18 protein-coding genes, 1 tRNA gene and 1 pseudogene are annotated in these 23,973 nt (G+C 72.6%); 13 read left to right on the top strand and 7 right to left on the bottom strand.

Going from position 1 to position 23,973, the window contains the following annotated elements; all coding sequences use genetic code 11:
* Positions 1-215: 215 nt before the first annotated feature.
* The 6 genes from ABZ340_RS16390 (at position 216) to ABZ340_RS16365 (ending at position 8,180) form a co-directional block, all read left to right on the top strand.
* Positions 216-299 (top strand) — tRNA-Leu (locus ABZ340_RS16390).
* Positions 300-1,171: 872 nt separating this feature from the next.
* Complete coding sequence (locus ABZ340_RS16385; RefSeq protein ID WP_358782453.1) at positions 1,172-3,439, top strand: CDP-glycerol glycerophosphotransferase family protein; 2,268 nt, start codon at positions 1,172-1,174, stop codon at positions 3,437-3,439.
* 211 nt (positions 3,440-3,650) lie between these two features.
* Positions 3,651-4,202, top strand: coding sequence for a hypothetical protein (locus ABZ340_RS16380; RefSeq protein WP_358782452.1), 552 nt, complete (start codon positions 3,651-3,653; stop codon positions 4,200-4,202).
* Positions 4,199-5,347, top strand: a complete 1,149-nt coding sequence (locus ABZ340_RS16375) for a glycosyltransferase family 4 protein (RefSeq protein WP_358782451.1) — start codon at positions 4,199-4,201, stop codon at positions 5,345-5,347. The genes ABZ340_RS16380 and ABZ340_RS16375 overlap by 4 nt, the downstream gene beginning before the upstream one ends.
* Before the next feature lie 543 nt (positions 5,348-5,890).
* Complete coding sequence (locus tag ABZ340_RS16370) at positions 5,891-7,066, top strand: 4-hydroxybenzoate 3-monooxygenase (RefSeq protein WP_358782450.1); 1,176 nt, start codon at positions 5,891-5,893, stop codon at positions 7,064-7,066.
* Positions 7,067-7,268: 202 nt separating this feature from the next.
* Entirely contained in the window at positions 7,269-8,180 is a 912-nt protein-coding gene (locus tag ABZ340_RS16365) for a Bax inhibitor-1/YccA family protein (protein WP_358782449.1), read from the top strand.
* Between the two features lie 87 nt (positions 8,181-8,267).
* Here ABZ340_RS16365 and ABZ340_RS16360 read toward each other — a convergent pair whose 3' ends face one another.
* Positions 8,268-8,495, bottom strand: coding sequence for a DUF4287 domain-containing protein (locus ABZ340_RS16360; protein WP_358782448.1), 228 nt, complete (start codon positions 8,493-8,495; stop codon positions 8,268-8,270).
* Positions 8,496-8,619: 124 nt separating this feature from the next.
* Between ABZ340_RS16360 and ABZ340_RS16355 the strand changes: the two genes are divergently transcribed.
* Entirely contained in the window at positions 8,620-8,931 is a 312-nt protein-coding gene (locus ABZ340_RS16355) for a hypothetical protein (protein ID WP_358782447.1), read from the top strand.
* A 42-nt stretch (positions 8,932-8,973) separates the two neighbouring features.
* Here the strand turns inward: ABZ340_RS16355 and ABZ340_RS16350 are convergent, their stop codons facing one another.
* The 3 genes from ABZ340_RS16350 to ABZ340_RS16340 all read right to left on the bottom strand — a co-directional run bounded on the left by ABZ340_RS16350 (position 8,974) and on the right by ABZ340_RS16340 (position 12,442).
* Positions 8,974-9,759 (bottom strand): hypothetical protein, encoded by a 786-nt coding sequence (locus tag ABZ340_RS16350; RefSeq protein ID WP_358782446.1) that lies wholly within the window; start codon positions 9,757-9,759, stop codon positions 8,974-8,976.
* A gap of 293 nt (positions 9,760-10,052) precedes the next feature.
* Positions 10,053-11,273 (bottom strand): acetyl-CoA C-acetyltransferase, encoded by a 1,221-nt coding sequence (locus ABZ340_RS16345; RefSeq protein ID WP_358782445.1) that lies wholly within the window; start codon positions 11,271-11,273, stop codon positions 10,053-10,055.
* Between the two features lie 143 nt (positions 11,274-11,416).
* Entirely contained in the window at positions 11,417-12,442 is a 1,026-nt protein-coding gene (locus ABZ340_RS16340) for an SGNH/GDSL hydrolase family protein (protein WP_358782444.1), read from the bottom strand.
* Between the two features lie 159 nt (positions 12,443-12,601).
* On the opposite strand from ABZ340_RS16340, the gene ABZ340_RS16335 reads away from it, so the two are divergent.
* Entirely contained in the window at positions 12,602-13,990 is a 1,389-nt protein-coding gene (locus tag ABZ340_RS16335; RefSeq protein WP_358782443.1) for a cystathionine beta-synthase, read from the top strand.
* 511 nt (positions 13,991-14,501) lie between these two features.
* Here the strand turns inward: ABZ340_RS16335 and ABZ340_RS16330 are convergent.
* Positions 14,502-14,927: a hypothetical protein gene (locus ABZ340_RS16330; protein ID WP_358782476.1), complete on the bottom strand. Its 426-nt coding sequence runs from the start codon at positions 14,925-14,927 to the stop codon at positions 14,502-14,504.
* 5 nt (positions 14,928-14,932) lie between these two features.
* Positions 14,933-15,912: pseudogene (locus ABZ340_RS16325) on the bottom strand (cytosine permease).
* Positions 15,913-16,169: 257 nt separating this feature from the next.
* Between ABZ340_RS16325 and ABZ340_RS16320 the strand changes: the two are divergent.
* A complete protein-coding gene (locus ABZ340_RS16320) occupies positions 16,170-17,012 on the top strand; it encodes a MurR/RpiR family transcriptional regulator (RefSeq protein WP_358782442.1) in 843 nt (280 codons plus the stop codon).
* Positions 17,013-17,149: 137 nt separating this feature from the next.
* Entirely contained in the window at positions 17,150-17,734 is a 585-nt protein-coding gene (locus tag ABZ340_RS16315) for a hypothetical protein (protein ID WP_358782441.1), read from the top strand.
* A 390-nt stretch (positions 17,735-18,124) separates the two neighbouring features.
* On the opposite strand, the gene ABZ340_RS16310 is transcribed toward ABZ340_RS16315, so the two are convergent.
* Positions 18,125-19,579 carry a diaminopimelate decarboxylase gene (locus ABZ340_RS16310; RefSeq protein ID WP_358782440.1) on the bottom strand — a complete coding sequence of 485 codons (1,455 nt, stop codon included), beginning with the start codon at positions 19,577-19,579 and terminating at the stop codon, positions 18,125-18,127.
* Between the two features lie 177 nt (positions 19,580-19,756).
* Between ABZ340_RS16310 and hutU the strand changes: the two genes are divergently transcribed.
* From hutU to ABZ340_RS16295, 3 genes are read left to right on the top strand one after another with little or no spacing between them, the layout of a single operon-like run.
* On the top strand, positions 19,757-21,421 hold the full coding sequence (gene hutU, locus ABZ340_RS16305) for a urocanate hydratase (RefSeq protein ID WP_358782439.1): 1,665 nt from the start codon (positions 19,757-19,759) through the stop codon (positions 21,419-21,421).
* Positions 21,418-22,635: an allantoate amidohydrolase gene (locus tag ABZ340_RS16300; protein ID WP_358782438.1), complete on the top strand. Its 1,218-nt coding sequence runs from the start codon at positions 21,418-21,420 to the stop codon at positions 22,633-22,635. The genes hutU and ABZ340_RS16300 overlap by 4 nt, the downstream gene beginning before the upstream one ends.
* Positions 22,632-23,969, top strand: a complete 1,338-nt coding sequence (locus ABZ340_RS16295) for a formimidoylglutamate deiminase (RefSeq protein ID WP_358782437.1) — start codon at positions 22,632-22,634, stop codon at positions 23,967-23,969. The genes ABZ340_RS16300 and ABZ340_RS16295 overlap by 4 nt, the downstream gene beginning before the upstream one ends.
* Positions 23,970-23,973 lie beyond the last annotated feature (4 nt).

Raw genomic sequence — 23,973 nt, 5'->3', positions numbered from 1 at the left:
ACCGGTGGTTCCCCTTCACTCAGACGGTGAAATTCCGTCATTCCGCATGCGCGGCCGATCGCCGCACGCAAGGCTGTTGGCAAGTGCGGACGGCCTGTTCTGTCGGCTGATGCTTCCTCAGACGTCAATAAAATAAGACAACATCGGTCCGCCCGTCCGCTGTTCGGGGGAAGCATCCCGATAGGCTCGGGGTCTCTACGCGGAGCCCATGGCCTGCCCGGATGGTGGAATGCAGACACGGCGAGCTTAAACCTCGCTGCCCCTTCGCGGGCGTGCCGGTTCGAGTCCGGCTCCGGGCACCTCCGACCGTATGACGTCCGACCGGCCGAAGGGCCGGTGGACGCCCTCGCTCGTTCCTCTCCCCGGTGCAAGGCCGGCGCCCGGCGGCGGGCCGGGACGCCCGGGTGCCGGGGCCTGGCGGTCCAGGGCGCGAGCGGCGTGCAGTGCGGGCGAGGCGCCACGGTGGCTCGCCCGGCACCCACTTCGCCGCTCTCCGCCACGAGGGCCCCGGCCGGCCCCGTGCCGCCGCAGTTCCTTCGGCCGGCAGGGCGACCGGCCGCCCGCGCGCGTTCCGGGCCCGCCGGTGGTGAGGAGGCCGGCGAGCCTCTCCTCCTGGACCGCCTGGTCCGCTTCCGGCGCGGCCCGCCGCCCCCACAGCGGCCCACCGGGCCGGTCGCCGGTGCGGGGGCGGCGGGGGTACGGGCCGGCCTTCACTCGGCCTGGAATGAGGGGGGGGGAGCCGCCCCGGGAACGTGAGACTTCTCCCAGAGCGTCCGGGATCACTCAGGGATCACTCAGGGGTCACGTCAGGGAACCGGTACCGCGGAGAAGGCCGCCGTCCGGAAGTGCCGCTTTCTCGCCGACGCGACGACGGGAGCCCTGACCCGGGGTTTCGCGTCCTGAAAGGGTGCGCCCCGGTCTCGTCTCCGACTGCGAGGCCGTCACCGTTGGCTCCGAGCCCATGATTCACGTCACAGGCACACCCGGACCGCAGGGCGAGGCGCCGGACTCCTGCACCTAACACATAAGCTGATAGCCAGTGTATCGTGCCTCATCCGTCAACCATGCGCCTACCTTCTAGGCCGTTCGGATGACGAAGGACTCAGGACCCGGACCCGGACCCGGACCGGGACAGTGAACCGGTGGGGTCGAAGGATTGGAAGAGCAGGGCGTGTCGAAGCCACGTATCAGCGTGATTGTGCCGATTTACCAAGTGCAGTCCTTCTTGCGGGAGTGCCTCGATTCCATCCTTGGGCAGTCCTTCCGCGACATCGAGGTAATCGCCGTCAACGACTGCTCTCCCGACCGCTGCGGTGAGATCGTAGACGAATACGCCAAGGCCGACGAGAGGGTCCGGGCACTGCACCTGCCCGAGAACGTGGGCCTGGGCCGGGCGCGGAACGCGGGAATGGAGATAGCGCGCGGCGACTACCTCTTCTTCCTCGACAGCGACGACACGATCACGCCCGGCTCGCTGCAGCTCATAGCGGACCGGCTGGAGCAGACCTCCGACCCGGACGTTCTGATCTTCGACTACGCGCGCACCTTCTGGTGGGGCGGGGAGACCCGCAACAGCCTGGCCTCGGTCTTCCAGACGGAGGGGCCGGAGGTCTTCACGGCGAAGCAGCGGCCGGAGTTCCTCAACCTGATCATGGTGGTGTGGAACAAGGTCTACCGGCGTGAATTCGTGGAGCAGCGCGGCTTCCAATTCCCGCCGGGGTACTACGAGGACACACCCTGGACCTTCCCGGTCATGCTGTCGGCCGGCCGGATCGCCGCCCTGGACCACGTTGTCGTCCATTACCGCCAGCGTCGCCAGGGCAACATCCTTCGCACGGTCAGCCGCAAGCACTTCGACATCTTCGACCAGTACGAGCGGGTCTTCGACTTCATCGACAGCGACCCGTCTCTCTGGGAGTGGCGGGCCTGGCTGTTCAACAAGATGATCGACCACTTCATCGCCATCCTGGCGAAGAACAACCGAGTGCCCGACGAGCTGCGGTCCGAATTCTTCGCTCTGGCGCACCGGCACTACCGGCGCTATCTGCCGGCGGACTACGTGCGGCCCGAGGGGCATACCGGCCTGCGGCACGCACTGATCGCGCGTGGAGCCTACCCGGTCTACCAGACCCTGAAGGTGGCCAACAAGGGCCGGCGCAAGGTCCGCAAGACGGTCCGCGACACCCGGAAGAAGGTTGCCAAGAAGCGTCTGGAGCGTCATTACGAAACCGCGCTCAAGCAGCCCATCGACGAGAACCTGGCCGTCTATTCGGCTTACTGGGGCCGGGGCTATGTGTGCAACCCCGCCGCGCTGCACGCCAAGGCCAAGGAGATAGCCCCCCACATCAAGGGCGTGGTGGTCGCCAAGCAGGAAGAGGTGAAGAAGCTTCCGCCGGGCACCGACTACGTGGTCCCGGGGACCCCCGAGTACTGGGAGGTCATGGCGCGCGCCAAGTACTTCTTCAACAACGTCAACTTCGAGGACCGCTTCGTCAAGCGGCCCGGCACCGTCCACGTGCAGACGCAGCACGGTACGCCGCTCAAGCACATGGGCATCCACCTGCTGGCCCACCCGGTCGCCGCCAAGGGCACGAACTTCACGAAGCTTCTGCAGCGCTCGGACCGCTGGGACTACTGCATATCCTCCAACCGCTTCTCCTCGGACATCTGGGAGCAGGCCTTCCCGTGCTCCTTCGCGCTGCTGGAGAGCGGTTACCCCCGCAACGACGTCTTCTACAACTCGACCGCCGACGACGTCCGCCGCATCCGGAGCGAGCTCGGCATTCCGCAGGGGAAGATCGCTGTTCTCTACGCGCCGACCCACCGGGACTACACCAATCGCTTCGTCCCGCAGCTCGACATCGCCCGCTTCGCCGACGCCCTCGGTGACGAGTTCGTGGTGCTCATGCGCGGCCACCACTTCTACGAGCAGACGGCGGAGCTGAAGGAACTGCAGGCCTCGGCTCGTGTCATCGACGTCACCTCCCACACGTCCTCGGAGGAGCTGCAGCTTGCCGCGGACGTGCTGCTGGCGGACTACTCGTCCATCATGTTCGATTACGCCAACCTCGACCGGCCGATCGTGATCTACGCCAACGACTGGGAAGCGTACAAGGTCGCCCGCGGGGTGTACTTCGACCTCACGGAGGAGCCGCCCGGCCACGTCGCGCGCACCCAGGACGAACTGCACGACATATTCGTCGGCGGCGCCTGGAAGGACGAGCGGTCCGACGCCCTGCGGGACGCCTTCCGCCGCAAGTTCTGCGAGTACGACGACGGCCGGGCGTCCGAGCGCGTCATACGGCAGATCCTGCTGGGCGAGCCGGCGGAGGACCTGCCGATCGTGCCGCTGGACGAGCGGACGCCGGCCCCGTCGCCGGCGGTCGCCGAGGCGGAAAGCGTGAAGGAGCCCGCGGCCGGGCGGTCCAGGGCCGCGTAGCTCCCGGCCGGAGCGCCGGCGCGCCCCTCGGGAGCGCGCCGGTGTCCCGGTGTCGAGACGTTGACAGTCCTGACATGCACGTGCACACAATCTCCCGTCCTGCCGCCCCTCGGTGAGCCTGGCGGAATGAGGCGGTCTGGGGCCACTGCTCTGCCTGACCTCTCGCCTCCCCCAGGGAAGGCCAACGACAGGAACAGAAGAGAAGGTGGTCATGCAAGCCAGTGCCGGGGAGCGGTCCCACGCTGAAATCAGACGGGTCTGGCCGCGCGACGGTCACATCCGTATCCTCGGGACGGTCGTCACGGGCGGGGTGCCGGACGACATCGCCGTGGACAAGCCGTGGAAGCTGCGCCTCACTTCCCGCGAACGGCCCGAGATCCCCGTCCCGTCCGGGATCAAACGGCTCACGAACCGGCTCGTGCACGGCGTGACGCGCACTCCGCGCCCCACCCCGCGGCAGCTGTACTTCCCCGTCGTCCGCGACGGGGCGCACTTCGAGGCGGTCGTGGCCGTCCGCGACCTGGCCGTCTGGGACGCGCTGCCCCGCGAGCACTGGGATGTGCACGTGGTCGCGACGCGAGGCGGCAAGGAGCTGGCGCTTCGCGTCGGCCGCCACCTCGACGACATGCCGGGCAAGAAGCAGATCGTGAAGTTCCCCGAGCAGTACAAGGCAGGGGTCGCCGTACTGCCGTACTACACCGATGGGGACGACCTCTCCATACGCTGCGCCCGACGTGACGACGCCAACCGGAGTGCCAGATGAAGCTGACCTACCTGATCTACAACGCGTTCGGCGTCGGCGGCACCGTCCGTACCATATTCAACCAGGCCAACGCCATGGTCGAGCGCGGTCACGACGTCGAGATCGCGACCATGCTGCGTTACCACGAGGAGCCGCCGTTCCCGCTGGACCCGCGGGTGAAGGTGACCGCGCTCGTGGACAACCGGTCCGGCTCGTACGTGGACTGGGACCGGTACGAGGGGCCGGAGGACACCTCCTGGCACGACCGGTTCCCGGCAGGTCTCTCCAAGAACGCGGACAGCCGTCGCCGCATCGGCGCGATGATCCGCTTCGTGCGCGCCCTGGAGGACCGGATCGTGGTCGGCACCCGGCCCACGATCAACCTGATCATCGCCGAGTTCGCCGACCCGTCGCTGGTCCGGGTCGTCCAGGAACACGCGGGACTGTCCACGCACAAGGGCGAGTGGCGCGAGGCCATCGACGCCGCCTACGTGAAGATGGACGCGATCGTCTGCCTCACCGAGGCGGACCGCGCCGTCTACGCCGAGTCGTTCCCCGAGGTCCGCGTCGAACGCATCCCGAACGCGCTCCACTCCCTGGAGGTCCCGCGTTCCGACCTCTCGCGGCCCCTGGTCGTCAGCGCCGGGCGGCTCGACGGCAACAAGGGCGTCGACAAGCTGATCGAGGCGTTCGGCCGCGTCGTGGAAGCCCACCCGGACTGGACGCTGCGCATCCACGGCGACGGCCCGGAACTGGAAGCCCTCCGCAAAGCCATCCGCGCCAGGCATCTGTACAACCACGTCTTCCTCATGGGCGCGACGCGCAACCTCGACGAGGAACTCGCGAAGGGCTCCGTCTTCGCGATGAGTTCCAAGTCCGAGGGCTTCGGCATGGTGCTGCTGGAGGCCATGAACTGCGGCCTCCCGGTGGTCAGTTTCAACTGCCCGGTCGGCCCGCGGGAACTCGTCACCGACGGCGTGGACGGCTTCCTCGTCCGCGAACTCGACGTGGAGGCGCTGGCCTCGGGCATCATCCGCCTCATCGAGGACGAGGAACTGCGCCGCAGCTTCTCCCGGGCGGCCCTGAAAAAGGCCGCCGCATACGGCCCCGACATCGTCACCACGTCCTGGGAACACCTCTACGAGGCCCTGGCCAAGGCGAAGTGACGCCGGGGGCTCGGGGGCCGCACCTCCGCGGCCCCGAGTGACGGAGCCGGCCGTCCGGGGCCGGGCCGGCCTGCCGGCAGGGGAGGAGCGCGTACGGCACCCCGGTGTGCGCGCCCTCCGTCCCGGGCCGCGGCGGGGGCCCTCGGAGGGCGCGCCGGGCGTCGCGACGCCGCGGAGGTCCGCCGGAAGCCCCCTGGCACAGGGCCGGCCCCGGGACGCGAGCAGCCGGGAAGACCCGGGGCGTTCTCCGAGGGCACCGCATCACCGCAGGCCGGAGAGGGTCTCGGGGCAGGCCCTCGTCCGGCTCCGGGCACCTTCGGCGTCGGCCGCCTCCCCGCCTGACCGCTCCGGCGCCGGGGCGTCACCCCCCTTTCGCCGCCGGTGACTTCACCACACACCCATTGACAGCGGGCCCACACGGCCGGAAACTCACGTCAGCACTGAGTGAAGGAAATTTCACCAGACGAACAACGGGTGGCGCGCCGCACGCCCGGACACCCGCCCACCGCCCCCGGCAACGACGCCAATCGAAGGGAACGACCGATGCGCACCACCGTCGGCATCATCGGGGCCGGCCCCGCCGGCCTCCTCCTCGCCCGGCTCCTCCACAACGCCGGCATCGACTCGGTCGTCCTGGAGAGCCGCGACCGCGCCTACGTCGAGCGCCGCCAGCGGGCCGGCATCCTGGAGCAGGGGACGGTGGACGTCCTGCGCGCGGCCGGCGCCGGGGAGCGGATGGACCGCGAGGGCCTGCGCCACGACGGCATCGAGCTGCGGTTCGACCGCACCCGCCACCGCGTCGACTTCCCCGCCCTGACCGGCGGGAAGTCCGTGATGGTCTACGCCCAGACCGAGGTGTGCAAGGACCTCATCGCCCTCCAGCTCAAGGAGGGCGGCCCGCTGCTGTTCGAGGCCGAGGCGCTGGCCGTCGAGGGCGCCGCCACCGACAGCCCCCGCGTCCGCTTCCGCCACGAGGGCGCCGAATCCGTCCTGGAGTGCGACTACGTCGTCGGCTGCGACGGCTTCTGGGGCGTGGCCCGCAAGGCGGTCCCCGCCGAACTGAGCCGCACCTTCGAGCGGACGTACCCCTTCGGCTGGCTCGGCATCCTCGCCGACGTCGCCCCCTCGCACGACGAGCTGGTCTACGCCCGCCACGACCGCGGCTTCGCCCTGCTGTCGATGCGCTCCCCGTCCGTCTCCCGCCTCTACCTCCAGGTGCCCGAGGGCACCGACGCCGAGAGCTGGGGCGACGAGGAGATCTGGGACGAGCTGGAGCGCCGCTTCGAGACCGCCGACGACTGGCGCCTGGAGCGCGGCCCCATCACCCAGAAGTCCGTCACGCCCATGCGCTCCTTCGTCCACGAGCCCATGCGCCACGGCCGCCTCTTCCTCGCCGGCGACGCCGCCCACATCGTGCCGCCCACCGGCGCCAAGGGCCTCAACCTCGCCGTCGGCGACGTCGTCACCTTCGCCCGCGCCCTCGTCCACCGGCGCGAGACCGGCTCCGACGAGCTCCTCGACGCCTACTCCGCCACCTGCCTGCGCCGCGTCTGGCAGGCCGAGCGGTTCTCCTACGACATGACCACCCTGCTCCACCGCGCCCCCGACGCCACCCCCTTCGAGGACCGTCTCCAGGTGGCCCGCCTGGAGCGGATCACCTCCTCCCGGGCCGCCGAGACCGACCTCGCCGAGGCCTACACCGGCTTCCCGGTCGGGTGAGCCCGGACCGCCCGGTGCGGCTCCCGGTGCGACTCCTGGTGTGACGCCTGGTGTGGCCCCCTGCCGTGAGGGGAATCACGGATCCGCGTAGCGTGTTGCGCAGCACGACGAGGGAAAGATCCTCCCCAAGCAGTAGGGTCAATCCTTTGCCTACCTATTACTCTTGAGCCAAGGCCATGCTGTGTGGCCATGGAGGAGTGAAATGAGGAGCAGAAACCCGGTCTTCTCGCGACGGGGGTTCAGCCGCGACAACGGCTACGCGGGCTTCAGCGCCGCGCCGCAGGCCGGGGGTCCCGCCGTCGCCACGCAGGGCAACCCGTACGCGCAGGGCAACCCGTACGCCCAGCCGGCCGGCAACCCCTACGCGCAGAACCCGTACGCCCAGCAGGACCTGCAGTACGGCGCGCCGCCCCAGGCGCCGGCGACCACCGGCCGGATGACGATGGACGACGTCGTCGTGCGGACGGCGAGCACGCTCGGCGTGCTCATCGTCACGGCCGCGCTCTCCTGGGCGCTGCTGCCCGTCGACCAGGCCAACATCAACCGCTCCTACGGCATCGGTATCGGCGCCGCGCTGATCGGTATGGTCCTGGCGTTCGTCCAGTCCTTCAAGCGCACGGCCTCGCCGGCGCTGATCCTGGCCTACGCGGCGTTCGAGGGCGTCTTCCTCGGCGTCGTCTCCAGCATCGTCGACACCCACGTCGCCGACGGCGCGGCCATGCAGGCGGTGCTCGGCACGATGGCGGTCTTCGCCGCCGTGCTGGTCGCCTACAAGGCGGGCTGGATCCGCGTCAACCGCCGCTTCGTCGGCTTCGTGATGGCGGCGGCGCTCGGCTTCGTGCTGCTGATGCTGGTGAACCTGCTGTTCGCCGTCTTCGGCGGCGGTGACGGCCTCGGCTTCCGCAGCGGTGCCCTCGGCGTCGTCTTCGGCGTCATCGGCGTCCTGCTCGGCGCCTGCTTCCTCGCCCTGGACTTCAAGCAGGTCGAGGACGGCGTCGCCTACGGCGCCCCCCGCGAGGAGGCGTGGCTGGCCGCGTTCGGCCTGACGCTGACGCTGGTGTGGATCTACCTGGAGTTCCTGCGCCTCATCTCGATCCTCAACAGCAACGACTGACGCCTCGCACGAGCGCTCCGTTCGGCGCGGGCGTGCGAAAGGGCCCCGGCACCCCCGGGGCCCTTCGTCGTGTCCGGGGCCGTGCGCCTAGAGCAGCCTGCGCGCGGCCCGCCTCAAGTCGTATTCGTGGATGATCGCCTTGGCGTGTCCGTAGGCGAGGTTGTGTTCGTGGCGGAGCCAGCTGACCCTCTCCTCGAAGCGGAGAGCCGGGCCTTCCTCGACGGTGCGCAGCCAGTCGGAGATCTCACGACCGGTGCAGTGGGGGATGCGGGCGAGCAGGTTGCGATGGGTCTCCTCGGAGAAGACTTGGGACATCGGCGCCTCCGGACGTAGGGGTGTGAGCCGGTCCTTCAGCTCACCGTGCCCGAGGGTTCACCCGTTGGCAACAGTCCCGGTGCCCGTTGGCGACGGCCCCGGCGGGCCGCGTACGCTCGCGCTCGTGGTTGATACGACGCCTCTGACCCGTGCCGTGGATCACTTCGCCGACCGGCTGCGGGCGGCCCCGCAGAGCCGGCTGCAACGGGGCGCCGCCGCCGAGGCGCTGGAACTGGCCAGGGAGCTGGCGCGCCGCGCCCAGCTCGCCGAGGAACCCGGCGCGCGGCCCCGCGAGATGCCCGACGCGGGGATGTTCGCCGCCGCCGACCAGATCACCGTCGCCGCGCACGACCTGGCGCTCGTCCTGACCGGCGAGGCCGAGGTCGCCGAGGCGGTGGAACTGGTCGCCCAGGCACAGAAACGCGCCGGGGTGTGAACCCCGGCGCGCGCGGCGGAACCCGCGGGACGGACCCCCGGATCAGAGCGAGGCGATGACGCGGTCCGCCAGGACGTACACCGTCTCCTCGCCGCAGGAGAAGGTGAGGGCGTAGGCGCCCGAGACGCCGGAGCCGCCGAGCAGGACCGGCGTGTCCCCCGCGTGCAGCGCGGCGGCCAGGCGCTCCGCGGTCTCCCGGTGGCCCGGCGTCATGCACAGGGTGGTGCCGTCGGCGAAGACATAGACGTCCAGGGTGCCCAGCGGGCCCGGGCGGACGTCGGCCAGCTCGACGCGGGAGGCGGCCAGCTCCTCCAGCGCGGCGGCCGTGCGCTCCTGGTCGTTCGCCCCCGGCGAGGAGGCCGGCACGAAGTCCGGGTGCGAGGGGTGGCGGCGGCGGGCCGCGGCCAGCTCGGGGGAGTCCCCGGCACTCTCGTCGCCCTCCGAGCCGGGCTCGGCCACCGGCTCCAGCCCCGCGAAGTCGGCCTGCCGGGGCAGGTACAGCTCGCTGTCGGACAGGCCCAGCAGCAGCGGGGCGTCGGAGGCGTCGCGGGCCTCCTGCGCGGCCCAGAACGCCCGCGCCTCGGCGAGCTCCCGCTCCCGCTCCTCGGCCAGCGCCTCGGCGACGGCGGCCCGTATCTCGTCCGCGTCGGCGGCGGTGCGGGCGGCGGGAACGAGGCCCTGCGCCGACGAGGCGGCGCGGCTCTCGGCCAGCTCGGTGTGGAGGGCCGCCACCTGCCGGCGCAGCACCTGGATGCTGCGCAGGACGGCGACGCCCACGGCGCCGGTGGCGGCCGTGGTGAGCAGCAGGGCGATCGGCATGGCGCTCACGGACGTACTCCCGGTTCAAAGTCGACCCCCGACTTCCTACATCAGCTTGAAGGGCGGACTAACCCCCTGTCAGTGCGTAACGTCACGAAACGGACAGGGCTGTGGGGCTGGAGGGGGCGATGAGGCCACTCTGACCTGCGGAAATCCCCGGGGCGAGGGAGATAGGTCACATCCTGGGAAAGATGGGGTCACGAAACGGCCCGGGACCCGGCGTGTGCGGGGTCCCGGGCCAAAGCCTCGCGCGGTGTCGGCCGGCCGCTACCGACCGTGGCCCGCGGGCGGCCGGTGCGGGCTCAGCTGAGCCGCTCGATGACCATGGCCATGCCCTGGCCGCCGCCGACGCACATCGTCTCCAGGCCGAACTGCTTGTCGTGCCACTGCAGGGAGTTGATGAGCGTGCCGGTGATGCGGGCGCCGGTCATGCCGAAGGGGTGGCCGACGGCGATGGCGCCGCCGTTGACGTTCAGCTTCTCCAGCGGGATGCCGAGGTCGCGGTAGGAGGGGATCACCTGGGCGGCGAACGCCTCGTTGATCTCCACCAGGTCGATGTCGTCGATGGTCAGTCCCGCCCGCTTCAGGGCCTGCCGCGACGCCTCGACCGGGCCGAGGCCCATGATCTCGGGGGAGAGGCCGGAGACGCCGGTGGAGACGATCCGGGCGAGCGGGGTCAGGCCCAGCTCGCGGGCCTTGGTGTCGCTCATGATGATCAGGGCCGCGGCGCCGTCGTTGAGCGGGCAGCAGTTGCCGGCGGTGACGAGTCCGTCGGGCCGGAAGACCGGCTTCAGGCCCGCCACGCCCTCCATGGTCACGCCGGGGCGCGGGCCGTCGTCCTTGCTGACGACCGTGCCGTCGGGCAGCGTCACCGGAGTGATCTCGCGCTCCCAGAAGCCGTTCTTGATGGCCTCCTCGGCGAGGTTCTGCGAGCGGACGCCGAACTCGTCCATCTCCTGGCGGGTCACGCCCTTGAAGCGGGCGAGGTTCTCGGCGGTCTGGCCCATCGCGATGTACGGGTCGGGCAGCAGGCCGTCCTCGCGCGGGTCGTGCCAGGTGGTCCCCTCCTGCTGGGCCACCTCCGCGGTGCGCGCCTCGGCCTCGGCGAAGAGCGGGTTGTGCGTGTCCGGGAGGCTGTCGGAGTTGCCCTTGGCGAACCGGGAGACCATCTCGACACCGGCCGAGACGAAGACGTCGCCCTCGCCGGCCTTGATGGCGTGCAGGGCCATGCGGGAGGTCTGCAGCGAGGACGAGCAGTAGCGGGTGACCGTGCAGCCGGGCAGGTGGTCCATGCCCATCTGCACGGCGACGATCCGGCCGAGGTTGTTGCCCTGCTCGCCGCCGGGCAGGCCGCAGCCGAGCATCAGGTCGTCGATGTCCTTCGGGTCCAGCTCGGGCACCTTGGCCAGGGCAGCCTGGATGATCGTGGCGGTCAGGTCGTCCGGGCGCAGGTCCTTCAGGGAGCCCTTGAAAGCGCGCCCGATGGGGGAGCGGGCGGCAGAGACGATCACGGCTTCGGGCATCACGGCTCCAGAGGCGATACGGATACGGGTCCGGCAGGGCTGGTTGGGAAGTTACCCGGACGTATGGCCCGGGTCACGGGTCGTGCGGTGTGACCCTGACCGCAATTTACTAAGCGCTTGCTTTCTCCAGGGGGAGGCAGCCGCTACGACGGCTGCGCCGAGGGCGCCGGCTCCGCCTCGTCCACCCGGCGCCGCCTGCGCCGCTTCAGCAGCGCCCACGGCCCGCGCGGCCCGGCCGGCATCGCCGCCGTGACCTCGGTGCCCGCCTCGGACGCCGCCTCCGCCGCCGCCCGCGCCACCGGCAGGAAGCCCTCGCGGCGGGAGACGTCGGGCCGCTCCTCCTCCGCCGGCCACAGGCCGAGCGCCGCGCAGACCGTCGGCAGCACCGCCATCGCCGCCGTGGCGTACCCCTCCGCCGAGGGGTGGTAGTTGTCCGGGCCGAACAGCTCGCGCGGGTTGGCCGCGAACTCCGGCCCCAGCAGGTCGCCCAGCGACACCGTGCGCCCGCCCTGCTCCACGACCCCGATCGTCTGGGCCGCCGCCAGCTGCCGCGAGACCCGCCGGGCCAGCCAGCGCAGCGGCTGCCGCACCGGCTCGATCGTGCCCAGGTCCGGGCAGGTGCCGACCACCACCTCCGCACCGGCCGTGCGCAGCCGCCGTACCGCCGCCGCCAGGCAGCGCACCGAACGGGTCGGGGGCATGCGGTGGGTGACGTCGTTGGCGCCGACCATGATCACGCAGATGTCGGGCGCCCGGGCAGGGTCGGCCAGCACCAGCGACACCTGCCGCTCCAGGTCGTCCGACCGGGCCCCGGGCACCGCCACCGACCGCAGCGCCACCGGCCGCTCGGCGACCGCCGCCAGCCCCGACGCCAGCAGCGCCCCCGGCGTCTGCCCGGCCCGGTGCACCCCCTGCCCGGCGGCCGTGGAGTCGCCCAGCATCACCAGCCGCAGCGGCGGCTCACCGGCCGTCGGCAGGGTGCCCCCGTACAGTCCTTCCGCGTTCGGCACCCGCGTGGGCGTGCCGATCCCCACCCGGCGCCGGGCCAGCCGCACCTCCGCCAGCAGCAGACCGACCGCCGCCGCGCCGGCCAGGCCGATCCCGCCGCCGCCGTATGCCGCGCCGGCCGCGATCCGCCGGGCCACCCTCGCCCTCGACATGCTCGTCATACGTCGCCGCCACCTCCTTCGAGCCGTACACCCACTGCTTGCCCCGTACGGACCGTCGCCCAATCTCGACGGGGAGTGAACGACCGTCACACGCCGGTGGCAGGGCCTAGGCTGGCGGAACCATCACGACCACATCTTTTGCGGCATCCGGAGACAACGGTGCGATTCCACGACTCGATGATCAGCCTCGTCGGCAACACCCCGCTGGTGCGGCTCAACAGCGTGACCAAGGGCATCAGGGCGACCGTCCTGGCCAAGGTGGAGTACTTCAACCCGGGTGGCTCGGTGAAGGACCGCATCGCCCTGCGCATGATCGAGGCGGCGGAGCAGAGCGGGGAGCTGAAGCCCGGCGGCACGATCGTCGAGCCGACCAGCGGCAACACGGGCGTCGGCCTGGCCATCGTGGCCCAGCAGAAGGGCTACAAGTGCATCTTCGTCTGCCCGGACAAGGTGTCGACCGACAAGATCAACGTGCTGCGCGCGTACGGCGCCGAGGTGGTCGTGTGCCCGACGGCGGTCGACCCGGAGCATCCCGACTCCTACTACAACGTCTCCGACCGCCTGGTCCGCGAGACCCCCGGCGCCTGGAAGCCCGACCAGTACTCCAACCCCCACAACCCCCTCTCCCACTATCACTCGACCGGACCCGAGCTGTGGGAGCAGACCGAGGGCCGGATCACCCACTTCGTGGCGGGCGTCGGCACCGGCGGCACCATCTCCGGCACCGGCCGCTACCTGAAGGAGGCCAGTGACGGCCGGGTGAAGGTGATCGGCGCCGACCCCGAGGGCTCGGTCTACTCCGGCGGTTCCGGGCGGCCGTACCTCGTCGAGGGCGTCGGCGAGGACTTCTGGCCCACCGCCTACGACCGGACGATCGCCGACGAGATCGTGGCCGTCTCCGACAAGGACTCCTTCCAGATGACCCGGCGCCTGGCCAAGGAGGAGGGCCTGCTGGTCGGCGGCTCCTGCGGCATGGCCGTCGTCGCCGCGCTGCGGGTGGCCGAGCGGCTGACCGAGGACGACGTGGTCGTCGTCCTCCTCCCGGACAGCGGACGCGGCTACCTCAGCAAGATCTTCAACGACGAGTGGATGGCCGACTACGGCTTCCTGGACGACTCCGGCCCCAGCGCCCGCGTCGCCGACGTCCTGGAGCACAAGGAGGGCGGCTCCATCCCCTCCCTCGTCCACATGCACCCCGACGAGACGGTCGGCCAGGCCATCGAGGTGCTGCGCGAGTACGGCGTCTCCCAGATGCCGATCGTCAAGCCCGGCGCCGGCCACCCGGACGTGATGGCCGCCGAGGTCGTCGGCTCGGTCGTCGAACGGGAGCTGCTGGACGCCCTGTTCACCCGGCGGGCCGCGCTGGAGGACCCGCTGGAGCGGCACATGTCCGCCCCGCTGCCGCAGGTCGGCTCCGGCGAACCGGTCGGGGACCTGATGTCCGTGCTCGGCACGGCGGACGCGGCGATCGTCCTCGTCGAGGGCAAGCCGACCGGCGTGGTCAGCCGGCAGGACCTGCTGGCCTTCCTCGCCGGGGGCGGGAAGTAGCGGCGGACGCGGGGCGGGGCAGGGCGGCGGGCGCGGTGAGGGAGTAGGGGGCGGGCCGGGCCGGCGGGGCGGCGGCGAACGTACGGCGGACGCGGGGTGAACCGGCGGTGACGGCGGCGAACGCGCGGTGGACCGCGGGTGGTCGGGGCGCCGCGAACCGGTACGAGCACGTCACGTGCACGCAGCACTCACTTAACACGCGCCCGGCAGAGTAAGGGGTGTCGGCAGGCGGTGGAGGCAACTCCCGGGCGTTGAGCACGGGGAGGTTCCCCGCCTGGTCCGGCACCGAACGGCGCCAGGGACTTTCCGGAGCGGCTCCCGGACCTCCATGGACGCCACGGACGCGGCGGCCGGTCACCGGCCCGCCCCGCGTCCCTCGCGGGGACCGCCGTCGTCCCGCCCCCCGGTGACGGGGGTGCGGCGGTCCCCGCGCACACTTCTCGCCCCCCCCCGCGGTTCGGCGGGTGGGGCTCGCCGCCCGTTCCCCGCCGGCGCCGGGCGCTTCGCCCCCTCAGTCCTCCCAGTCGCCGTCCCGGGAGGGCGTGCGGCGGTGCTGGAAGAGGCCGGGGTGGGCGCGGGCGGCCTGGACGACGTTGACGCCGACGATGCCGGCCCAGGTGACGAAGAGCCCGGGCAGGTGGCCCACGGCGCCGCCGATCGCGGACAGGGGGATGGCGAGGACCAGCGAGACGATCCCGAACCCGAAACGCTCGCCCCAGGAGTCCGTGGGCGCCGGAGACCGGGATTCCCGCGCCGCCACCAGCTGCTGCTCGGCGAGCTGCCGCCGCACCCGGCGCTCGACGGCGTCGTCGATCCGCCGGTCCACCTTCTCCAGGAACGAGTCGACCAGCGCGGACTCGTACTCCTCGCCCAGCTCCCTGCGGGCCTGCAGGCTGGCGTCGAGTTCCTTCTTCAGGTCGGCGTCCCGCGCGTCCATTCCGGTCATGCGTTCCACGGTAGGGAGCGGCGGGGCGGGTCGCACGGGGGGTAACCCCCGTCTTCGGACTGGGGTTCGCAGGGCCGGGACCCACCGGGCCGGAGGGTTCGCCGGGCGAGCAGCCGGTACAGCAGCGCCGGTATGGCCAGGCCCACGAGCCACGACACGTCCGCCCCGCCGAGCCGCTCCACCAGCGGGTCCGTGTAGAAGTGCGTCACCAGGAACGGCAGCTGCGCCAGCAGCCCCACCGCATACACCACGAGCGCGTCCCAGCGCCAGGCGCCGTAGCGGCCGTGCGGGTCGAACAGGGCCGGGATGTCGTAGCGCTCCTTGGAGATCAGGTAGTAGTCGACCAGGTTGATCGCCGACCACGGGGTGAAGAAGGTCAGCAGGAACAGCAGGAAGTCCTTGAACGAGGTCAGGAAGGTGTCCTTGCCGGCGAGCGCGACCGCCGTGCCCGCCACCATGATCAGCGCGATGTACGCCGCCCGGCCGCGCCGGGAGGTCACCCGCAGGCCGCGGAAGCCGCTGACGCTGGTCACCATCGACATGAAACCGCCGTAGGTGTTGAGCACGTTGATGGTGAGCTTGCCCAGGGCGATGACGAAGTAGAAGAAGGACGCGGCCAGCCCTGTGCCGCCGAGCGCCACGACATAGCCGACCTGGCTCGCCATGAACTCCTCGCCCGCCGTCGCCGCGGCCGGCACCCCGAACTGGGCGCGCGACTGGATCATCTGAGGCAGGCCCAGCTTCGGCCCCTGCGCCGAGTGCAGGGCCATGACCGCCCGCCCAGCAGGTTGCCCAGGAGCAGGCCGGCGAGCGACCAGACGACGTCGCCACCGAAGACCACGGCGAGGGCGCCGGTGACGACGGCCGTGATCTGGAGGTTGGCGCCGAGCCAGAGCGTGAACTGGGAGAAGGCTCTGCCGTGGCGCTCGTCGTCCGGGACGACGTCGATCGAGCGCAGTTCGACGAACTGGGTCATGCGAGGTCCCTTGTTCGGCTGTATAACGGTATGCAGAGTTCTGGTCGAGTGAATGGATTGTCGATGCCCGCGCGACGGTCCGTGGTGACGGCGGGCCGCAGGACGAGACCGGATGCCCGGGTCGAGGAGGGTGCGGGCGAGATGTCGTCCCGGATCGCGGACAGGGCGTCGCGGGCGGACGCTGTACCCTCCCGGGACGTGACGGCGGCGGGCCGGCCGGGCCGCCGGCGCACGGACATCCGGAGGGGGAGCACGTCATGAGCGGGACCGACAGCCCTGCCGCGCGGCTGCAGGCGCTCTTCGAGGGGCACCGGCTGACGCCGACCCAGCGGCGCATCGCGCACAGCATGGTGCGGCGCGCCGCCGACGTGCCGTTCCTCTCCAGCGTCGAACTGGCCGAACTGGCCGGGGTCAGCCAGCCGTCCGTGACCCGCTTCGCCGTCGCCCTCGGCTTCGACGGCTACCCGGCGCTGCGCCGCCACCTGCGCGAGGTCACCCCCGCCGAACCGGCGGCCGAGACGGGGGCGCCCAACGAGTACCAGCAGGCCGTCCAGGCCGAGATCGAGAACCTGCGCCACCTGGCGGAGCTGCTGGCCGACCCCCGGCCGGTGCGGGAGGCGGGCCGGGTGCTCGCCGCCTCCCGGCCCCTGCCCGTCCTCGGGCTGCGGGCGGCGGCCTCCCAGGCGTACGGCTTCGCCTACTTCGCCGCCAAGGTCCACCCGGACGTGCGCCTGCTGAACGAGGGCGGCACGATGCTCCAGGACCGCATCGACGGCGCCGTGCGCGCCGGGGCCCGCGCCCTGCTCTGCTTCGCGCTGCCCCGGCACCCCCGCGAGGCCGTCGACGCCCTCGCCTACGCCCGCGAGGCCGGGCTGACCGTCGTGACCGTCGCGGACTCGGCCTTCGCGCCCGTCGCCAAGGTGTCCGACCTGCTGCTGCCCGCCGCCGTCGGCACCGGCCTCGCCTTCGACACCGCCTGCGCGCCGATGCTGCTCGGCCGGGTGTTGCTGGAGGCGATGTGCGACGACCTGCCCGACGCCCAGGCGCGGCTGGAGGAGTTCGACGCCAAGGCGGCGGCACGGGGGCTGTTCGTGGAATGACGGCGGGGTCGTCCGTGGGGCGAGGGCGGGGGCCGTTCGCGGGACCGGCTTCTCAGACTCGTCTCACGTTGCCCCGCTAACGTGCCTCTCCCAAGAAACCCTCAGACCTTTCACAGACCTGGGACGGGAGGCTGGACGTGGCACGCGGTGGACAGGGGCTGGCTCGGGTGGCCGTCGTCGTGCGGGCGGGCGCGGCACCGCTGTGGTGGCTGGGCGTGCTCGCGGCGGGTGTCGGCGCGTGCGTGCCGGGACTGACCGGGCGCCGGATCGGGGTGCTGGGCGGAGCGGCGCTGTTCGTCGTCGCGGTGGCCGCCGTGGCGTACACGCGGCGCAGGCGGTACGCCGCCCTGGCCCGCTCGGCCGCCCGCGCGGGCAAGCACGACGTGCTCCAGGACCGGGCGGTGACCGCCCGCAACTGGCGCCGCGGCCACCGCTGGTGGCTGCTGCTCGCCTTCCTCGCCGCCGTGGGCAGCGCGTTCGCCGCGCCGGCCGCGGGCGGCATGCTGCTGGCCGGCTGTGGGGTGGGCCTGTGGCTGAAGGCCGCCTGGGTCGGCCGCCTCGAACGCGCCGCGGACGTCCTGCTGTGGGTCCGCGTCGACTGGCTCACCAAGAGCGCGGGACGCCCCGCGGGCAAGGCGGTCAAGGCGTACCGCAGCACGGGCATCGCGGCGGGCGACGCGGCCCCGGGAGGCAAGCCCCGCAAGACGGCGGCCCTGGTCTGACCGCACGCGGGGCCCGTTCCGGCGAACCTGTTCCGGTGGGGCCGGTTCGGTGGGGCCGGTTCGGTGAGGCCGGCCCGGTGGGATCACTCCGGTGGAGGCCGCTCCGGTGAAGGCCGGTCCGGTGAAGGCCGGTCCGTGGGGACCGCTCCAGCGGGGCCGGTCCGTGGTGACCGCTCCGGCGGGGCCGGTCCGTGGGGACCGCTCCGGCGGGGTCGCTCCGGTGCGGACCGGCCCGCACCCCTGGCACCGAGCCCGCACCCCTGGCACCGAGCCCGCACCCCCGGCACCGAGCCCGCACCCCTGGCACCGAGCCCGCACCCCTGGCACCGAGCCCGCACCCCCGGCGCCGAGCCCGGGACGTCGGCGCCCGGGATGTCGACGCCCGGAACGTCAGCCGCGTGACGGCCGGGCCGCTCGCGGGGTGAGGCCGGAGGTGAGCGCGTCGGCGTGGGCCCCTCCCGCCTCGGCCACGATCGCCTCGACCGGCTGCGGCTCCCGTACGACCGCGAAGGCGACGCCCCCCTCGCCGTCCGGCGCGAAGCCGTACACCCCGGGCCGGGCCAGCGAGTTGTACGCGTAGTGGTGCGCGAAGTAGTACGCCCCCGTGTCCAGCGCCGCCGCGTAGTCCCCCTGCTCCAACAGCGGCAGCGCCCGTCCCACCGCGAGCAGGTCCCCCGCGAAGCAGGCGGGACCGGCCACGTCCTGCACGACGTCCGGCCCGCCCTTGGGCCGCCCCCCGGCGTCGTACGCGGCGATCCGCAGCGGCCACGCCCCCGGCGCGTACACCGTCCGCGTCGCCACCTGCACCCCCGCGTGCGTGACCGCGACCGGACGCCCGCCGGCGCTCTTGGCGTACTCCACCCGCGCCACCACCGTCCCGTGCTTGGCCAGCAGCGACCGCCCGAACTCGGTGACCAGCCCGTACCGCCCGTCGAACAGCCCGGGCACCGCCGCCCGCAGCTGTCGCGCGTACGCGGCGTACGTCGGCGCCGTCTCGTCGGAGGCGAAGTTCACCGGCAGACCGCCGCCGATGTCGAGTGTGTCGACCTGCCGCCGCCCGGCCCGCTCGTTGATCTCCTCGGCGAGCGCGTACGCCGCCGCCACGCCCTCGGCCATCAGGGACAGCGGGATCCCCTGGGACCCGGTGTGCGTGTGCAGCCGGGTCAGCCACGGCCGGTCCAGGAAGGCCCGCACGACCCACTCCCGGGCCCCGTCGTCCCGCAGCGCCACACCGAACTTCGAGGTCGCCGTCGCCGTCGACAGCGCCTCGATGGAACCTCCGCCGACCTGCGGGTTCACCCGGATGCCCAGCGGCGACCGGCTGCCGGCGGACCCGGTGGTCCCGGCGGACCCGGTGGCCTCGGCGGACCCGGTGGCCTCGGCGGACCCGGTGGCCTCGGCGGACCTCATCAGGCCGTCGATCCGGTCGAGCTCCTGCGGATTGTCCGCGTTCACGGCGATGCCCAGCGCCAGCGCCTCGCGCAGCTCCTGCGGCGTCTTGGCGGGCGAGTCGAGGACCGTGCGCTCCGGCGGCACCCCCGCCGCCCGCGCCAGCGCCAGCTCCCCCGGACTGGCCACCTCCGCGCCCAGCCCCTCCCCGGCCAGCAGCCGCAGCACCGGCACCAGCGGGGCCGCCTTCACCGCGAAGGCGTGCAGCACCGGCGTGCCCGGCGCCACCACCGCGTCGAACGCCGCCCGCAGCGCCGCCGCCGACTCCCGGATGCCGACGACGTCGAGCAGCCCGGCCAGGGGCGCCTCGGGGCCGAGCAGCCCCTGCTCCACCGCCGCCCGCACCGCCGCGTCCCGCCGGGCCGCCCGCGCCTCGCCGTCGATGTCCTGTTCCACGGCCTCCCCCTCCTGTCGTCCGCCCTGCCGTCCGCCCTGTCGTCCGCGCGTGTGCCCGCGTGCCGTCCTCCCAGCCAAACATCCGCGGCGCGCCGGTGCGTCCGGACCGCTCCTATTGACTAGCTCTATTCACACATCCAGGATCTGAATAGGTGCAGTGACGACAGGAGGCAGACGATGCCGGGACCCCGCCCCGTACGAGCGCCGCGCGGCACGGACCTGAGCGCCCTGGGCTGGCAGCAGGAGGCCGCCCTGCGGATGCTGCAGAACAACCTCGACCCGGAGGTCGCCGAACACCCCGACAAACTCGTCGTCTACGGAGGCACGGGGAAGGCGGCCCGCGACTGGCGCTCCTTCGACGCGATGGTCCGCACGCTGAAGACCCTCGAGCAGGACGAGACGATGCTCGTCCAGTCCGGCCGCCCGGTCGGCGTCATGCGGACCCACGAGTGGGCCCCGCGCGTCCTCATCGCCAACTCCAACCTGGTGGGCGACTGGGCGAACTGGGAGGAGTTCCGCCGCCTGGAGGCCCTCGGCCTGACCATGTACGGGCAGATGACGGCCGGTTCCTGGATCTACATCGGCACCCAGGGCATCCTCCAGGGCACCTACGAGACCTTCGCCGCCGTCGCCGCCAAACGCTTCGGCGGCACGCTCGCCGGGACCATCACCCTCACCGCCGGCCTCGGCGGCATGGGCGGTGCCCAGCCCCTCGCCGTGACGATGAACGACGGTGTCGCGATCTGCGTCGACTGCGACCCGCGCGCCATCGACCGCCGCATCGAGCACCGCTACCTCGACGTGAAGGCCGACTCCCTCGACCACGCCCTCCGGCTCGCCACCGAGGCCCGCGACCAGCGCAGGCCGCTGTCCGTCGGCGTCCTCGGCAACGCCGCCGAACTCGTCCCGCAGCTCCTCGCCCTGGGCGCCCCCATCGACATCGTCACCGACCAGACCTCGGCCCACGACCCGCTGTCGTACCTGCCGCTCGGCGTCGCCTTCGAGGACATGGCCGACGCCGCCGCCAAGGACCCGGCCGGCTTCACCACCCGCGCCCGCGAGTCGATGGCCCGGCACGTCGAGGCCATGGTCGGCTTCCAGGACGCGGGCGCCGAGGTCTTCGACTACGGCAACTCCCTGCGCGGCGAGGCCCAGCTCGCCGGGTACGACCGGGCCTTCGCCTTCCCCGGCTTCGTCCCCGCCTACATCCGCCCCCTGTTCTGCGAGGGCAAGGGCCCCTTCCGCTGGGCCGCCCTGTCCGGCGACCCCGCCGACATCGCCAGGACGGACCAGGCGGTCCTCGACCTCTTCCCCGAGAACGAGTCCCTGGCCCGCTGGATCAGGATGGCGGGGGAGCGGGTCCACTTCCAGGGGCTGCCCGCCCGCATCTGCTGGCTCGGCTACGGCGAACGCGACAAGGCCGGCGAGCGGTTCAACGACATGGTCGCGAGCGGCGAGCTGGCCGCTCCGGTCGTCATCGGCCGCGACCACCTCGACTGCGGCTCCGTGGCCTCCCCGTACCGCGAGACCGAGGCCATGCTCGACGGCTCCGACGCCATCGCCGACTGGCCGCTGCTCAACGCCATGGTCAACGTGGCCTCCGGCGCCTCCTGGGTCTCCCTCCACCACGGCGGAGGCGTCGGCATGGGCCGCTCCATCCACGCCGGGCAGGTGACCGTCGCCGACGGCACCCCCCTCGCCGGGGAGAAGATCCGCCGGGTGCTGACCAACGACCCCGGGATGGGCGTCGTCCGGCACGTCGACGCCGGATACGACATCGCGGAGACGGTCGCCCAGGAGCGCGGCGTGCGCGTCCCGATGCGCGAGGGTGACGGCGCGTGACCTTCCACAGCATGTGGGCGGAGCTGCTGCCGGTCGGCCGCAGCTCCGTCTCCGGCGGCTACCGCCGCTTCGCCTGGACCGCCGCCGACGCCGAGTGCCGGGCCTGGTTCGAGCAGCAGGCCCGCGACCGCGGGCTCGCCTGCGAACTGGACCGCAACGGCAACCAGTGGGCCTGGCTCGGGGACCCGGCCGCCGGGGACGCCGTCGTCACCGGCTCCCACTTGGACTCCGTCCCCGACGGCGGCGCCTTCGACGGGCCTCTCGGTGTCGTGTCCGCCTTCGCGGCCCTGGACGAACTGCGCCACAGGGGAGCGCGGTTCGCCCGGCCCGTCGGCATCGTCAACTTCGGCGACGAGGAAGGCGCCCGGTTCGGCCTCGCCTGCGTCGGCTCCCGCCTCACCGCCGGAGTGCTCACCGCCGAGCAGGCCCACCGGCTGACCGACGGCGAGGGGATCACGCTTCCGAGGGCCATGGAGGCCGCCGGATACGACCCCGACGCCATCGGCCCCGACCCCGAACGCCTCGCCCGCATCGGCGCCTTCGTCGAACTCCACGTCGAACAGGGCCGCGCCCTGGACCTGACCGGCGACCGCGTCGGCATCGCCAGTGCCATCTGGCCGCACGGCCGCTGGCGGTTCGACTTCCGCGGCGAGGCCAACCACGCCGGCACCACCCGCCTCGACGACCGGCGCGACCCCATGCTCGGTTACGCCGAGACCGTCCTCGCCGCCCGCCGCGAGGCCCGTCTCGCCGGTGCCGTCGCCACCTTCGGCAAGATCGCCGTCGAGCCCAACGGCGTCAACGCCATCCCCTCCCTGGTGCGCGGCTGGCTGGACTCCCGCGCCGCCGACCAGGAGACCCTGGACACGGTCGTCACCGGCATCGAGCGGGCCGCCCGCGAACACGCCGCCGCCCACGGCGTCGACCTCGACGTCGTCCGCGAGTCCTTCACGCCCGTCGTCGAGTTCGACCACGCCCTGCGCGACGAACTCGCCCGCATCCTGGGCAAGGAGACCGGTCTCAGGGTCCCCGTCCTCGGCACCGGCGCCGGACACGACGCCGGAATCCTCTCCGGACGCGTCCCGACCGCCATGCTGTTCGTGCGCAACCCCACCGGCGTCTCCCACTCCCCGGCCGAGTCCGCCACCGAGGACGACTGTGTGGCCGGGGTCCTGGCACTCGCCGACGTACTGGAAGGACTGGCCTGCAGGTGACCAAGGGGATCTACTGGCTGGAGCACGCCTGGCTGGGCACACATGTCGAGCCGGGCGTGGCCGTGGACGTGACCGACGGCCGGATCACCGCCGTGCGCACGGGGGTCGCGGCCCCGCCCCCGGGCGCGGAAGCGCTGCGCGGGCTGACGATCCCGGGCCTGGCCAACAGCCACAGCCACGCCTTCCACCGGGTCCTGCGCTCCACCGTCCAGGTCGGCTCGGGCACCTTCTGGACCTGGCGCGAGGCCATGTACTCCGTCGCCGACCGGCTGACCCCCGACATCTACCACTCCCTCGCGCGGGCCGTGTACGCCGAGATGGCGCTGGCCGGCATCACCGCCGTCGGCGAGTTCCACTACCTCCACCACGCCCCCGGCGGCACCCCCTACGCCGACCCCAACGCGATGGGCGAGGCCCTGATCGAGGCCGCCGCCGAGGCCGGCATCCGCATCACCCTCCTCGACACCTGCTACCTCTCCTCCGGCTTCGGGCAGCCTCCCGAGGCCCACCAGCTCCGCTTCTCCGACGGGACGGCGCAGGCCTGGGCGGAACGCTGTTCAGTTCTCAAGGAACGGGATCACGCACGGATCGGGGCGGCGGTGCACTCCGTACGGGCCGTGCCCGCGGACCAGCTGGCGACCGTGGCGCGCTGGGCGGAGGAGCGGCGGGCCCCGCTGCACGTGCACCTGTCCGAGCAGCCCGCCGAGAACGACGCCTGCCGCCGGGCCCACGGCCGCACCCCGGCCCGGCTCCTCGCCGACCACGGCGTGCTCGGACCCCGCACCACCGGCGTCCACAACACCCACCTCACCGACGAGGACATCGCCCTGATCGGCTCCACCGGCACCGGCACCTGCCTGTGCCCCACCACCGAACGCGACCTCGCCGACGGCATCGGCCCGGCCGCCGCCCTCCAGCGGGCCGGCTCGCCGCTCTCCCTCGGCTCCGACAGCCACGCCGTGATCGACCTGCTGGAAGAGGCGCGCGCGATGGAGCTGAACGAGCGCCTGCGCAGCCGTACCCGCGGCCACTGGACGGCCGCCGCCCTGCTGCGCGCCGCCACCGCCGACGGCCACGCCGCCCTCGGCTGGGACGACGCGGGCACCATCGAGCCGGGTGCCCGCGCCGACCTGACGACCATCGCACTGGACTCGGTCAGAACAGCGGGGCCGCCACCGCGGCTCGGCGCCGAGACGGCCGTATTCGCGGCGACGGCAGCGGACGTGCGGCACACGGTCGTCGCGGGCCGGCACGTCGTACGCGACGGGGCGCACACGCTCGTCCCCGACGTGCCGCACGCCCTCGCGCGGGCGGTCGAAGCCCTCCGCGCCTGACCCG

Origin of the sequence: Streptomyces sp. NPDC006134 (genome assembly GCF_040628835.1) — a bacterium.
GTDB lineage: Bacteria > Actinomycetota > Actinomycetes > Streptomycetales > Streptomycetaceae > Streptomyces.
This window is presented reverse-complemented; position numbering and strand designations above follow the sequence as displayed.